The organism is Massilia sp. YIM B02443, assembly GCF_030411955.1.
Classification (GTDB): Bacteria; Pseudomonadota; Gammaproteobacteria; order Burkholderiales; family Burkholderiaceae_D; genus Telluria.
On the sequence record NZ_JASNRA010000004.1, the window covers coordinates 56,069 to 70,315 of the forward strand.

Here is a 14,247-nt window from a genome sequence, read left to right on the forward strand (position 1 = left end):
CCCCGAAGCCCGGCAATGCCGCGCCCGGCGTCGACTAAAATACGGGACTTTCACGCCACAGACAGCGTCATGACCCCCCTTGAACTTCCCTTTCGCGCCACTACCCTCGAAGCCTGCGCCTGGCTCGAACAGCAGACCGGTTCACCATGGCACCTGGCGCGCCTGCTCGAGCATGGCTTGACGCCCTATGTCTGGCTCGATTACGACCCAGCCTTTCCGGAGCTGTTTGGCGACGCCAATGGCGGGTACGCCGCGCCGGTCTTTTTCAGGGACGATATCGCGCTCCTTGCAGCCGGCAGCGACGACGTCTTGATCACACTCACCAAGGATGCCTACAAGATCGTCGCACGCCTGCCCGAGCCGGGTTTTCGCCGGCCGCTCGATGCCTTGCGCTTTCAACAGAAGGACCTGAAACAGCTGGCCGCGGCGCTGGCGCGCGGGGAGCAGCCGGGCGCCGCCGACACGCCGCCCGCGCCCAAACCCGCCAGCGAATCGCGGCTCGGCATCACCAAGGAGCAAGTACTGGCAGCCTTCGCGGCGCACGCCAGGATGGACCTCGGCAAGGCGCTTGACGGGGCAATCGGGATCTTTGGCGACGATGGCGCGCGGGTCAAGGCCAGCGCGCGCAAATCGAAACGCAATGCGGTGTGGAATCCGGTGACCCTGGCGCTGGGGCTGAACGATGTCTACCGCGTGCCGCTCGGCCCCCTCAAGCGCGCCTTCAAGACGCACGACTTCCTGCTGGACTGGGAAGACGACTGGGACCAGTCGCTGCGCCTGCTGGGCAAGTAGCCCTGCCGACTGACCAGGGGGTGCGCCGGCAAGCGCCGAGCACCGCACCACGCGACGAGCATCAACGTAAAAAAACCCGCGACACTTGCGTGCGCGGGTTTCGTGAACAACGCGGCGAACCGCGTGTCTGGATTTACTCGATCTCGACCGTCTCGGCCGGGGCCGGCGGCGGCAGCGGATCGCCTTCCGGGAACTCGAGGACGACGTCGTCCTTCTCGTTCAGGTCGACCGTGACGCGGCCACCGTTGACCAGGCGGCCGAACAGCAGCTCGTCGGCCAGCGCCTTGCGGATCATGTCCTGGATCAGGCGCGACATCGGACGTGCGCCCATCGCCGGATCGAAGCCTTTCTTGCCAAGGAACTTGCGCAGTTTCTCGGTAAAGATCGCCTCGACCTTCTTCTCGTGCAGCTGCTCTTCCAGCTGCATCAGGAACTTGTCGACCACGCGCAGGATGATGTCCTCGTCCAGCGCGCGGAAGCTGATGATCGCGTCCAGGCGGTTGCGGAACTCCGGCGTGAACATGCGCTTGATGTCGGCCATCTCGTCGCCCGCTTCCTTCGAATCGACGAAGCCCACCGAGCGCTTGGTCAGGCTTTCGGCACCCGCATTGGTGGTCATGATGATGATCACGTTGCGGAAGTCCGCCTTGCGGCCGTTATTGTCGGTCAGCGTGCCATGGTCCATCACCTGCAGCAGGATGTTGAAGATGTCCGGATGGGCCTTCTCGATCTCGTCCAGCAGCAGCACCGCGTGCGGCTTCTTGGTGATGGCCTCGGTCAAGAGGCCGCCCTGGTCGAAGCCGACATAGCCCGGCGGCGCGCCGATCAGGCGCGACACGGCATGGCGCTCCATGTACTCGGACATGTCGAAGCGCACCATCTCGATGCCCAGGATGAAGGCCAGCTGCTTGGCGACTTCGGTCTTGCCGACCCCGGTCGGACCGGAGAACAGGAAGGAGCCGATCGGCTTGTCGGTCTTGCCCAGGCCGGCGCGCGCCATCTTGATCGCGGCCGACAGCGCGTCGATCGCAGGGTCCTGGCCGAACACCACGTTGCGCAGGTCGCGGTCGATGGTCTGCAGCTTGCTGCGGTCGTCCTGGTTGACGGTCTGCGGTGGAATCCGCGCGATCTTGGCGATGATGTCTTCGATCTCGGTCTTGCCGATGGTCTTCTTCTGCTTCGACTTCGGCAGGATGCGCTGGGCGGCGCCCGCTTCGTCGATGACGTCGATCGCCTTGTCAGGCAGGTGACGGTCGTTGATGAAGCGCGCCGCCAGTTCGGCCGCGGTCGACAGCGCCGACGCCGAATACTTGACGCCATGGTGCTCTTCGAAGCGCGACTTCAGGCCACGCAGGATCTGAATGGTCTGCTCGACCGATGGTTCGTTGACGTCCACCTTCTGGAAGCGGCGCGAGAGTGCATGGTCTTTCTCGAACACGCCGCGGAATTCCGTGAACGTGGTCGCGCCGATGCACTTCAGCTGGCCATTCGCCAAGGCCGGCTTGAGCAGGTTCGACGCGTCCAGGGTGCCGCCCGACGCCGAGCCGGCGCCGATGATGGTGTGGATCTCGTCGATGAACAGGATGCCGTTCGGGGTGTCCTTGATCTGCTTGAGCACTGCCTTCAGGCGCTGCTCGAAGTCGCCGCGGTACTTGGTGCCGGCCAGCAGCGCGCCCATGTCGAGCGAGAACACGACTGCGTTCTGCAGGATCTCGGGCACGTCTTCCTGGACGATGCGCCATGCCAGGCCTTCGGCGATCGCGGTCTTGCCCACGCCGGCTTCGCCCACCAGCAGCGGATTGTTCTTGCGGCGGCGGCACAGGATCTGGATCACGCGGTCGACTTCTTCCTCGCGCCCGATCAGCGGATCGATCTTGCCGTCGGCGGCCTGCTTGTTCAGGTTCTGGGTGAACTGATCCAGCGGGCTTTCTTTGGCCTGGCCTTCGACCTGCGCTTCTTCCACGCCTTCGGACGCCTTGGTGGTGTCCATCTGCTGGTCCTTGCGCACGCCATGCGAGATGAAGTTGACCACGTCGAGACGGGTCACGCCCTGCTGGTGCAGGTAGTAGACGGCGTGCGAGTCCTTCTCGCCGAAGATCGCCACCAGCACGTTGGCGCCGGTGACTTCCTTCTTGCCGTTCGAGGCCGACTGCACGTGCATGATCGCGCGCTGGATCACGCGCTGGAAGCCGAGCGTCGGTTGCGTATCGACCTCGCCGGTGCCGGGCACGGTCGGGGTGTTATCGCCAATAAAATTAGTCAAGGTCTTGCGCAGGTCTTCGATATTGACCGCGCACGCACGCAGGACTTCGGCGGCCGATGGATTATCCAGAAGCGCCAGCAGCAGGTGTTCCACGGTGATGAACTCGTGGCGTGCCTGTCGCGCTTCGACAAAGGCCATGTGTAGGGATACTTCAAGTTCCTGCGCAATCATACTTCCTCCATCACGCACTGCAGGGGGTGACCCGCCTTGCGCGCATGCGTTAAGACAAACTCCACTTTGGTACACGCTATATCTTTGGAAAACACCCCACACACCCCCTTCCCATGCTGATGCACGGACAGCATGATCTGGGTAGCGGTCTCGCGATCCTTGTTGAAGTATTCCTGGATCACGGCGACCACGAACTCCATCGGCGTGTAGTCATCATTCAGTAGCGCCACCTGGTACAGCGGAGGCGGTTTGACGGTCTGCCGCTCGAGCAGTTGTTCAGTATCGTGCTTCGTTGCCATGGGTTAATTCTAATACGTCCGGGATGGGTGCCAAGCGTAAACATCAGTTCGTTTTCAGGTGCTTCCATCTTACGCGTTTTCAGATATTTGCGCAGATGGCGTTTCAATTGAAGAAATCAAGCCCGACGATTACCGATGGTGCATGGGGCGATGTAATATTTGACATACGGCATGCAAAACCCCTTGACTTCAGTGATTATTCCACCAACAATGCAGTTATTGACATTGTACTTATGTACTTGTTGATAAGAAGTGAGACTGAGGAGGGGGGCAAGAAGCTTCTTGCTTTTACGGCTCGTGTGATTTGTTTATATCTGAAGGTTCTTTTATGGCAACTGGTACTGTTAAGTGGTTCAACGATTCCAAAGGTTTTGGCTTCATCACTCCTGATGACGGCGGCGAAGATCTGTTCGCACACTTCTCCGCGATCAATATGAACGGTTTTAAGACCCTCAAAGAAGGTCAAAAAGTCCAATTCGAAGTCACGCAAGGCCCGAAAGGCAAGCAAGCTTCCAACATCCAGGGCATGTAAGCACTCCCCTCCCGGAAGCGAAGAACCCCGCATTCAGCGGGGTTTTTTTTCGTCCCTGCCCGTCCCTGCCCTCGGTCATAAAAAAGCCGCCGGCCGTCTTGCGACGACCGGCGGCTTTAACGACAGCCTATCAAGCGGCAATCAGTGCTTGCTGTCGCCCTTGTCCACGGTATGGATCTCGTGGTCCTTCAGCGCCTTGCGCACCTTGGCCACGTCACCGGCCTCGACCGCCGACGCCTTGTTGCCCCAGGCGTTACGCACGAAGGTGGTCAGCTGCGCCGTCTCTTCGTCCGACAGGCGCCAGGCAAAGCCCGGCATGCCCAGGTCCGACGGCGCGGTCTTGGTGCTCGGCAGGCGGGCGCCGGCCAGCACCACGCGGATCAAGGACGTCGCGTCTTCCTGCAGCACGGTCGGGTTGCCCGGCAGCGCCGGGAACACCTTGCCCGACGCCTTGCCGTCGACGCGGTGGCAGGCAGCGCAGTTGTCCAGGTACAGCTGGACGCCACGCTCGCTGTCGTTGCCGGACATGATTTTCTGCACCGTCGCTTCGCTGGCCGTGAAGCCCGACTTCTTGCCGCCGGTTTCAGGCAGGGTCTTGATATAGGCCGCCATGGCCGACAGATCCTCGTCGGTCATGTTCTGGGTGCTGTGCGCCACCACGTCCTGCATCGGTTCGCCCAGCACGCCCGAGTGGGCGTTGCGGCCGGTCTTCAGGGTGTCGACGATGTCCTTCTCGCTCCAGTTGCCCATGCCGTCGACCTTGTCGCCGCGCAGGTTGACCGCCAGCCAGCCGTCGATCAGCGGACCGCCGGCCAGGAACTCGGGGCCGGAATCGTCCAGCGCCAGTTCGTTCAGCGTCGCCGCACGCGGGGTGTGGCAGGTGCCGCAGTGGCCCAGGCTCTGGACCAGGTAGGCGCCGCGTGCGATACGACCGTCGGCATACTTGGTCAGGTCCATCGGGCCCTGCACCGGCACGAAGGTCTTGCGCCAGATGCCCAGCGGCCAGCGCATCGACAGCGGCCAGGTGATGTCGGCGGCGCGATTCTCTTGCGCCGCCGGCTTCACGCTGTGCATGAAGTAGGCGTACAGGGCGCGCAGATCGTCGTCGCTCATCTTGGCGTAGGACGGGAACGGCATCGCCGGATACAGCGTGCCGCCGCTCGGCGTGATGCCGTGGCGGATCGCGCGGTCGAAGTCGTCCAGCGTGTAGTTGCCGATGCCGGTCGCCTTGTCGGGCGTGATGTTGGTGCTGTACATATTCCCGATCGGCGACTGGATCACGCGGCCACCCGCGAATTCCTTGCCGCCCGGCGCCGTGTGGCAGGCGATACAGTCCGAGGCGGTGGCGACGTAGCGCCCCTTCTCGATCAGGCCGGCGTCCGGCGCGCCGCTGGATGCCACTGCCGCGAGCAGCGGACCCGGTTCGATCTTGCGGGTCTCGGTCGGCGCCACGGCATAGCCGTAGGCGCCGGCGAAGACCACCGCGCCAACCGCTGCGAGCGCGAGGATGACTTTCTTGACTGGTTTTTTCTGTGTCATGTATTCGCGTCCTTGTTACGCCTGCACCAGCGGGCCCGGGTTCTTGATGTACTGCTCCTTGATCGCCTTGGCACACCAGTAGGCCAGCGCGCCGACCATGCCGGTCGGGTTGTAGCCATTGTTCTGCGGGAAGGCGTTGGCGCCCGGGGCGAACACGTTGGCCACGTCCCACGACTGCAGGTAGCGGTTCAGGGCCGAGGTCTTCGGATCCGAGCCCATGATCGCGCCGCCGCAGGTGTGGGTGCTCTGGTACTGGTTGATGTTGTAGTGCGAGCCCGGCTTCTTGGCGTCGCCCTTGGTCGCCAGCGGGTTCAGGACCTTGCACATCTCCTGCGCCTTGTCGACCAGGTACTGCGACGCGACGATTTCGTTGTCGTGCCAGTCGAAGGTCATGCGCAGCAGCGGACGGCCGAAGGCATCCTTGTAGTTCGGGTCCAGGCTCAGGTAGGCGTCGTCGTACGACATGCACGAACCCTGCACTTCGTAATAGAAGGAGTGGCGCATCGCATCCTTGGCGCCCTTCTTCCATTCGCTGCCCCAGCCCGGCACGCCCGGCGCGGTGGCAATGCCGCGCACCGGACCGCCGCCCGGCTGGCGCGCCCACACGATGCCGCCGCCGATGAAGCCGGACTTGGTCGGATCATTGCGGTTGCCGTTCAGGTCGTCCATCGTGGTGCCGCCGCCGCCGATGCCCATGAACTGGTTGGCGTGCACGGTCTTGTCGAAGAACAGCGAGACGCGGTTCAGGTTCTGGTACGAGTAGTTCTTGCCGACGGTGCCGGTACGGGTGACCGGGTCATACGCCTGGCCGATACCCGACACCAGCATCAGGTGCACGTTGTACAGCGAGAACGCGGCCAGGATGACGATGTCCGCCGGCTGTTCGGTCTCGCGGCCCTGGGCGTCGAGGTAGGTCACGCCGGTGGCCATCTTGCGGTCTGCGGTCAGGTTCACCTTCATCACCTGCGCGTGGGTGCGCAGATCAAAACCCTTGCGGCCCCGCAGCACCGGCAGGATGTTGGCGTTCGGGCTGGCCTTCGAGTAGTTCAGGCAGCCGTAATCCGAGCAGAAGCCGCAGAAGTTGCACGGACCCATCTGGCAACCGTAAGGGTTGGTATAGGGCGCCGAGGCGTTGGCGGCCGGGATCGGATACGGGTGGTAGCCCATCTCGCGCGCCGCCTTGTAGAACAGCTCCGCGCCCAGGTAGTCCGGGTTCGGTCCGAGCGGGAACTCGCGCGAGCGCGAGCCTTCGAACGGATTGCCGCCGCCGACGAACTTGCCGTCGATGACGCCGGCCTTGCCCGAGGTGCCGCACACGTATTCGAAGTGGTCGAAATGCGGTTCCAGGTCTTCATAGGTGACCGGGAAATCCTGGATCGACATGCCGGCCGGCAGGATTTTCTTGCCGTACTTCTGTTCCATCAGGCTGCGGATCTTGAAATCCTCCGGCAGCGCGCGGAACTGGCAGCCCGACCAGTGGCTGCCGGCGCCGCCGACGCCGGTGCCCGGCTTGAACGAGCCCATGCGGCGATACGGCACCGCCACGTCGTTCGGGCTGTGGCGGATGGTCACGGTCTCTTGCGCCAGCGATTGCAGGTACTTGCGGTGCACCGAACCTTCGAGTTCATCGACCACGCGCGGGTAGGCGAAGTCGGGCTGGGTGTCGCGGTCCGGGCCGCGTTCCAGCACCACCACGTTCATGCCGGCGTCGATGAGTTCCTTGGCCAGGATCGCACCGACCCAGCCCATGCCGACGATGACGGCGTCTGTTTTCTCTTTGATGATTGCCATGCTTGTTTATCCTCTGCGTCCAGCCAGGTCCACCGGACCGAGCGGATATGGGCGGTCACGAATCTTGACCCACTCCAGGTAGTCGGCGCGCATGCCGGGGTAACCGATCATTTTCCACGCACCCATGTTCTTGTTGCCGCCGTGGCTAGGATCGGCGAAGTAGCCGGCCCGCACTTCCGACAGGAAGTCGGCGAAGAACAGCTTGGACGAGATGTCCTTCAGCTTGATCTTGCCGCCTTCGAGGTCCTTCAGGACCTTGTCCTTCATTGCGTTGTCGAGGTCGGCGAAAGCCTTGCCCGAGAACGCATTGACGCAGTGCTCGTCGGTGGCATTGATGCCAACCTTGATGATGTCCTTCAGGGCCAGCTTGCCCTGGTAGCCGAACTCGGGCGCCGCTTCCATGAACGGGCCCTGCATGAACCAGATGGCCCCGGCGGCGTACGGGGTCTGCATGTGGCGGTCGAGGAATTCGGGCACGCCCAGCTCGACGGCGCCGGGGCCGTGCTCGTCATGCGGAATCAGGCGATCGACGGCGGCGATCACGAATTTCCATTCCTTGGCGTTGAAGAATTTCGGGGTGTACGGATCGGCCTTGCCTTCGGCGGCGACCGCCGTGCCGGCATTGGCCGTCGGCAGGTTCTGGTGCAGGGCGGCGGCGCCGGCTGCGCCCATCGGGACGAAGACCAGGCTCTTGATGAGGCGGCGTCGCGATTGGGATTGTTGATCGTCGGACATAATGTCTTTCTATCTGGATAATGTATTTTGTATGCAAAATGCAGGCCGCATGATACCAAGATGTTTCATGATGCGCTAATGCAATTAAGGCCTTCATGCATAAAATCGGCGAATAAAGTATTTAAAACGACAGATTCAGAACATTCCGATATTTCTATAATTTCAGGGATTTTTGAAGATTCAAAATAATCGGATAGAATTCCTGGCCAATTCAGCCACGCACCATGCCGCTCGACGGTTTATGACAAACCTAAAATACGTGGTGCTAAAATTGCGATGGGATATTAAAAGGTGAACGGACGCATGCAAGACTCAGCCATCGAACTGGACTCGATTTCGGGCACGGGTGCGCCCCCGTTGCCGCGGCTGGCGCGTCAGCACCTGCACGACAGCGTGGTTGCGCATTTGCGCAAGCTGATCGTCGAATCGGTGTTCGCGCCGGGCGCCAAATTGAATGAGCGGGAATTGTGCGAGACCATGGGCATTTCGCGCACGCCGCTGCGCGAAGCGCTGAAAGCGCTGGCGGCGGAAGGCTTGATCGATATCGCGCCCAACCGTGGCGCCTCGGTGTACAAGATGTCGCCCGAGGAGATCTGGGAAACCTTCGAATTCGTCAGCGGCCTGGAAGCGATGGCCGGCGAACTGGCCTGCGAACGCATCACCCCGGCCGAGGTGGACGAGATCAAGGCGCACCACGATGCGATGCTGGCCTGCAAAGACATTGGCGACCTGCCCGGCTACTACAGCAACAACCAGGCGATCCACAACAAGATCGCCACGGCGGCGCGCAATGCGGTGCTGCTGCGCACCTATCTCAATATGAACCGGCGCCTGCAATCGCTGCGCCTGCGTTCGAACGTGGTGCCGACCAAGTGGGACCAGGCGGTCGACGAGCACCAGCAGATGATCGCGGCGCTCGACGCGCGTGACGGCAAGCGCCTTGGGAAACTGCTGGCCGACCACCTGCTGGAAAAGCGCGCGGCGGCGATGCAGCTGGTGTCGGCCCCGGCCCCGGCTTGATCGGCGACTACATATTCTCGATCAGCACTTCACCGAAGCCCGAGCACGAGACCTGGGTCGCGCCTTCCATCAGGCGCGCGAAATCGTAAGTGACTTTCTTCGAGACGATCGCCTTGCCCATCGCCGCGATGATCAGGTCGGCCGCCTCGCTCCAGCCCATGTGGCGCAGCATCATCTCGGCCGACAGGATCAGCGAACCGGGATTCACATAATCCTTGCCCGCATATTTCGGCGCGGTGCCGTGGGTAGCTTCGAACATCGCCACCGAATCGGACATATTGGCGCCGGGCGCAATGCCGATGCCGCCGACCTGGGCCGCCAATGCGTCCGACACGTAGTCGCCGTTCAGGTTCAGGGTGGCGATCACACTGTATTCCGCCGGACGCAGCAGGATCTGCTGCAGGAAGGCGTCGGCGATCGAATCCTTGATCATGATGTCGCGCCCGCTCTTCGGATTCCTGACCTTGCACCACGGCCCGCCGTCGAACGGCGCGGCGCCGAACTCGCGCTGCGCCAGCGCGTAGCCCCAGTCGCGGAACGCCCCTTCGGTATACTTCATGATGTTGCCCTTGTGGACCAGGGTCACCGAGGGCTTGTCGTGGTCGATCGCATACTGGATCGCCTTGCGCACCAGGCGCTCGGTGCCTTCGCGCGACACCGGCTTGACGCCCAGGCCGGACGTATCCGGGAAGCGGATATTGTCGACGCCCATCTCGTCCTTGAGGAAGGCGATCAGCTTCCTGGCTTCGTCCGAGCCCGCCGGCCACTCGATGCCGGCATAGATGTCTTCCGAGTTCTCGCGGAAGATCACCATATCGGTCTTCTCGGGCTGGCGCAGCGGCGACGGCACGCCGGTGAAGTAGCGCACCGGGCGCAGGCAGACGTACAGGTCGAGCTCCTGGCGCAGCGCCACGTTGAGCGAGCGGATGCCCCCGCCCACCGGCGTCGTCAGCGGCCCCTTGATCGAGACCACGTAGTCCTTCAGCGCCGCCAGCGTTTCGGGCGGCAGCCAGACCGCTTCTCCGTACACCTTGTTGGCCTTCTCGCCGGCATAGATTTCCATCCAGCTGATCTTGCGCCGGCCTTCGTAGGCTTTGGCCACGGCCGTGTCGACCACCTTGATCATCACCGGGGTGATGTCGACACCGGTGCCGTCGCCCTCGATGTAGGGGATGATGGGATTGTCCGGCACGCTCAGGGTGAAGTCGGCGTTGACGGTTATCTTCTGGCCGTCGCTTGGAACGGCGATCTGCTGGTACATCGTCTCCTCCCGGGGGCAAGGCTGTGGCGGCAACGTGGATTACAATGTCGCCTGCAAGAACGGGCCTGTATAAGGCAGAGTTGGTGTCTTGCATTATGCACCAGCTGCTTTCCTCGCGCCACGCGGTGTGCCCGACGCTCGTCCCATCCGCTTACTTATCCCCCTTCACGCTTTTCTTCACGTCTTTCGATGCCGCTGATTCTCTTCAATAAACCGTTCCAGGTCCTGTGCCAGTTCTCGCCGCAGGAGGGCCGCAAGGAAGACCACAAAACGCTGGCCGATTACCTGGACATCCCCGGCATCTACCCCGCCGGCCGCCTCGACGCCGACAGCGAAGGCCTGATGCTGCTCACCGACGACGGCAAGCTGCAGCACAAGATCGCCCATCCCGACCACAAGGAAGCCAAGACCTACCTGGTGCAGGTCGACGGCGTGCCGGATGCCGCCGCCATGGCGCGCCTGCAGGCGCCGCTCGACCTGGGCGACTTCATCACGAAACCGTGCCGCGCGGTGCGCATTGCCGAACCCGGGTGGCTGTGGCCGCGCAATCCGCCGATCCGGGTGCGCCAGGACAAGCCGACCGCGTGGATTGCGATCACGCTCGAGGAAGGCAAGAACCGCCAGGTGCGGCGCATGACGGCGGCCGTCGGGTTCCCGACGCTGCGGCTGGTGCGCAGCAGCATCGGGCCGTTTTCGCTGGCCACGCATCCCTTGATGCCCGGTGAATACGTCGAAGTGCGGATGTAAAAAAAACCCGCCGACCTCAGGGTCCGGCGGGTTTCTTTTTATGCGCGGCGATCGCCGCGCAGTCAACTCAGCCTCAGGCCACCAGGTCCAGCGCGGCGTTGAAGGTCGCGCTAGGACGCATGACGGCTTTCACCTTGGCGTCGTCGGCCTTGTAGTAGCCGCCGATGTCGACCGGCTTGCCCTGCACGTCCAGCAGTTCCTGCACGATCTTGCTTTCGTTCTCGGTCAGGTACTTGGCCAGCGGCGCGAACTTGGCTGCCAGTTCGGCGTCGTCGGTTTGCGCGGCCAGCTCTTGCGCCCAGTACATCGACAGGTAGAACTGGCTACCGCGGTTGTCCAGCTCGCCGGTTTTCGGCGATGGCGACTTGCGGTTGTCCAGCAGCTTGCCGGTGGCCGCGTCCAGGGTCTGGGCCAGCACCTTGGCCTTGCCGTTGCCGGTCTTGATGCCGAGGTCTTCCAGCGACACCGCCAGGGCCAGGAACTCGCCCAGCGAATCCCAGCGCAGGTGGTTCTCTTCGACCAGCTGCTGCACGTGCTTCGGCGCCGAACCGCCGGCGCCGGTTTCGTACATGCCGCCACCGGCCATCAGCGGCACGATCGACAGCATCTTGGCGCTGGTGCCCAGTTCCATGATCGGGAACAGGTCGGTCAGGTAGTCGCGCAGGATGTTGCCGGTCACCGAGATGGTGTCCAGGCCGCGCTTGACGCGCTCCAGGGTGTAGCGCATCGCGCGCACCTGCGACATGATCTGGATGTCCAGGCCGTTCGTGTCGTGATCCTTCAGGTAGGTCTTGACCTTCTTGATCAGTTCATTCTCGTGCGGACGGTACGGGTCGAGCCAGAACACGGCCGGCATGCCCGAGTTGCGCGCGCGCGTCACGGCCAGCTTGACCCAGTCGCGGATCGGGGCGTCCTTGACCTGGCACATGCGCCAGATGTCGCCGGTTTCCACGTTCTGGCTCATCAGGACTTCGCCGGTGGCGAGGTCGGTGATGTTGGCCACGCCGTCTTCAGTGATCTCGAAGGTCTTGTCGTGCGAGCCGTATTCTTCGGCCTGCTGGGCCATCAGGCCGACGTTCGGGACGGTGCCCATGGTCTTTGGATCGAAGGCGCCATGCCATTTGCAGAAGTTGATGATCTCCTGGTAGATGCGGGCGAAGGTGCTCTCCGGGATGACTGCCTTGACTTCCTTCAGGCGGCCGTCGGCGCCGTACATCTTGCCGCCGGCGCGGATCATCGCAGGCATCGAGGCGTCGACGATGACGTCGTTCGGCGAGTGGAAGTTGGTGATGCCCTTGGCCGAGTCGACCATGGCCAGTTCCGGACGGTGTTCCTGGCAGGCGTGCAGGTCGCGGATGATTTCTTCGCGCTGCGACGACGGCAGGTCGGCGATCTTGTTGTACAGGTCGGCCATGCCGTTGTTGACGTTGATGCCGAGGCTGTCGAACAGCGCGCCGTGCTTGGCGAATGCGTCCTTGTAGAACATGCGCACGCAGTGGCCGAACACGATCGGGTGCGAGACCTTCATCATGGTCGCTTTCACGTGCAGCGAGAACAGCATGCCGGTCTGGTGCGCGTCTTCGATCTGGGCTTCGTAGAAGTCCAGCAGGGCCTTGCGGCTCATGAACATCGAGTCGATGATCTCGCCGGCCTGCAGCGCGACTTTTGGCTTCAAGACAATGGTCTGGCCGCTCTTGGTGACCAGTTCCATCTTGACTTCACGCGCCGCGTCGAGCGTCATCGACTTTTCGCCGTGGTAGAAGTCGCCGTGGGTCATGTGCGACACGTGGGTGCGCGAGGCCTGCGACCATGGCGCCATCGAGTGCGGGTTCTTGCGTGCGTACTCTTTCACTGCGCGCGGGGCGCGGCGGTCCGAGTTGCCTTCGCGCAGGACCGGGTTCACGGCCGAGCCGATGCACTTGCCGTATTTGGCCTTGATCGCTTTTTCTTCGTCGGTCTTCGGATCGGCCGGGTAGTCGGGCAGATTGTAGCCCTTGTCCTGCAGTTCCTTGATCGCGACCGTCAGCTGGGTGACCGAGGCGCTGATGTTCGGCAGCTTGATGATGTTCGCTTCCGGGGTCAGGGTCTTCTTGCCCAGCTCGCTCAGTGCGTCCGGCACGCGTTGTTCCGGGGTCAGGTTTTCCGGGAAGGCTGCGAGGATGCGAGCCGCCACCGAGATGTCGCTGGCTTCGACGTTGATGCCGGCCGGCTTGGTGAAAGTGCTGACCACAGGCAGGAAGGCGTGGGTCGCCAGCAGCGGCGCCTCGTCGGTCAGGGTGTAGATGATGGTCTGATCACTGCTCATGCACATTTTCCTCGGTATTCGCGATCGTTCGCGATGTTCAAAACTGGACAAGCGTCCTGGACTGGCCCGGGCGCGCCGCGCTCTCGCCGGACATTCTACCCCTCCCCTTGCCGCAAACGACGGGGATTCGGGTGGAAACGCAAACGGGTGCAGCACCCGTTCCGGTCACGGCAGCGCTCAAGTCTTCTATAAGACATAAGACGCGCCATAGTATGCCAGAGCTTTGCCGCGGATACCAGTTTTTACGCATTCGTCAACAGCGCCGCCGCAGCGGTTGCGAGGAAAACGCGGACAAGGTGAAACCGCCGCGCCAAGCAAAAAAACCCGCCAGGCTTGAGCCGGGCGGGTCTTTCCACTGCACAGAACTTGCCTGCGCGGCCGAGGCCGCACAGCACGCGGGGTTTAAGCCGACAGTGCCTTCAGGGCTGCAGCCAGACGGCTCTTGTGACGAGCTGCCTTGTTCTTGTGGATGATTTTCTTGTCAGCGATGCTGTCGATTTTCGACACGGATTGCTGGAAGATGGTGGTCGCAGCGGCCTTGTCGCCAGCCTGGATGGCTTTGCGGACGGCCTTGATTGCGGTGCGCAGGGTCGAGCGCTGCGACGAGTTGTGTGCGTTTTGCTTAACTGCTTGACGAGCGCGTTTGCGCGCTTGTGCGGTATTTGCCATGGAATTTCCTAAATCGGGGTCAAGTTGCGTTTGCAAACATTAGCGACTGTCAAACCGGCGCCTAGCGAAGCCCGCCCAACGATTAGTGTCTGCTAACAGAATTCAGTACAGCCCACGATTATA

12 protein-coding genes are annotated in these 14,247 nt (G+C 62.5%); 4 read left to right on the top strand and 8 right to left on the bottom strand.

The window, feature by feature from the left end; genetic code table 11:
- The first annotated feature begins 69 nt into the window (after positions 1-69).
- Entirely contained in the window at positions 70-792 is a 723-nt protein-coding gene (locus tag QPK27_RS05950) for a hypothetical protein (RefSeq protein ID WP_290417289.1), read from the top strand.
- A 133-nt stretch (positions 793-925) separates the two neighbouring features.
- Here the strand turns inward: QPK27_RS05950 and clpA are convergent, their stop codons facing one another.
- Positions 926-3,226 carry an ATP-dependent Clp protease ATP-binding subunit ClpA gene (gene clpA, locus QPK27_RS05955; RefSeq protein ID WP_290417290.1) on the bottom strand — a complete coding sequence of 767 codons (2,301 nt, stop codon included), beginning with the start codon at positions 3,224-3,226 and terminating at the stop codon, positions 926-928.
- A complete protein-coding gene (gene clpS, locus QPK27_RS05960; RefSeq protein WP_290417291.1) occupies positions 3,223-3,525 on the bottom strand; it encodes an ATP-dependent Clp protease adapter ClpS in 303 nt (100 codons plus the stop codon). Before clpS ends, clpA begins: the two co-directional genes overlap by 4 nt.
- A 328-nt stretch (positions 3,526-3,853) precedes the next feature.
- On the opposite strand from clpS, the gene QPK27_RS05965 reads away from it, so the two are divergent.
- Positions 3,854-4,057: a cold-shock protein gene (locus QPK27_RS05965; RefSeq protein ID WP_020653506.1), complete on the top strand. Its 204-nt coding sequence runs from the start codon at positions 3,854-3,856 to the stop codon at positions 4,055-4,057.
- A gap of 141 nt (positions 4,058-4,198) precedes the next feature.
- Here the strand turns inward: QPK27_RS05965 and QPK27_RS05970 are convergent, their stop codons facing one another.
- Genes QPK27_RS05970 through QPK27_RS05980 form a run of 3 tightly spaced genes read right to left on the bottom strand, consistent with a single transcriptional unit; the run spans position 4,199 to position 8,122 of the window.
- Positions 4,199-5,596 (bottom strand): cytochrome c, encoded by a 1,398-nt coding sequence (locus QPK27_RS05970; RefSeq protein WP_290417292.1) that lies wholly within the window; start codon positions 5,594-5,596, stop codon positions 4,199-4,201.
- 15 nt (positions 5,597-5,611) lie between these two features.
- Complete coding sequence (locus QPK27_RS05975; RefSeq protein WP_290417293.1) at positions 5,612-7,387, bottom strand: GMC family oxidoreductase; 1,776 nt, start codon at positions 7,385-7,387, stop codon at positions 5,612-5,614.
- A gap of 6 nt (positions 7,388-7,393) precedes the next feature.
- A complete protein-coding gene (locus QPK27_RS05980) occupies positions 7,394-8,122 on the bottom strand; it encodes a gluconate 2-dehydrogenase subunit 3 family protein (protein WP_290417294.1) in 729 nt (242 codons plus the stop codon).
- A gap of 303 nt (positions 8,123-8,425) precedes the next feature.
- On the opposite strand from QPK27_RS05980, the gene QPK27_RS05985 reads away from it, so the two are divergent.
- Positions 8,426-9,142, top strand: coding sequence for a GntR family transcriptional regulator (locus tag QPK27_RS05985; RefSeq protein WP_290417295.1), 717 nt, complete (start codon positions 8,426-8,428; stop codon positions 9,140-9,142).
- Between the two features lie 7 nt (positions 9,143-9,149).
- On the opposite strand, the gene icd is transcribed toward QPK27_RS05985, so the two are convergent.
- On the bottom strand, positions 9,150-10,403 hold the full coding sequence (gene icd / locus QPK27_RS05990; RefSeq protein WP_290417296.1) for an NADP-dependent isocitrate dehydrogenase: 1,254 nt from the start codon (positions 10,401-10,403) through the stop codon (positions 9,150-9,152).
- A 189-nt stretch (positions 10,404-10,592) separates the two neighbouring features.
- Here icd and QPK27_RS05995 point away from each other — a divergent pair, with 189 nt between their 5' ends.
- Complete coding sequence (locus QPK27_RS05995; protein WP_290417297.1) at positions 10,593-11,150, top strand: pseudouridine synthase; 558 nt, start codon at positions 10,593-10,595, stop codon at positions 11,148-11,150.
- Positions 11,151-11,223: 73 nt separating this feature from the next.
- On the opposite strand, the gene QPK27_RS06000 is transcribed toward QPK27_RS05995, so the two are convergent.
- Together QPK27_RS06000 and rpsT are read right to left on the bottom strand one after the other, a co-directional pair.
- Positions 11,224-13,455, bottom strand: coding sequence for an NADP-dependent isocitrate dehydrogenase (locus tag QPK27_RS06000; RefSeq protein WP_290417298.1), 2,232 nt, complete (start codon positions 13,453-13,455; stop codon positions 11,224-11,226).
- Between the two features lie 402 nt (positions 13,456-13,857).
- Positions 13,858-14,124 carry a 30S ribosomal protein S20 gene (gene rpsT, locus QPK27_RS06005; protein WP_005669248.1) on the bottom strand — a complete coding sequence of 89 codons (267 nt, stop codon included), beginning with the start codon at positions 14,122-14,124 and terminating at the stop codon, positions 13,858-13,860.
- Positions 14,125-14,247 lie beyond the last annotated feature (123 nt).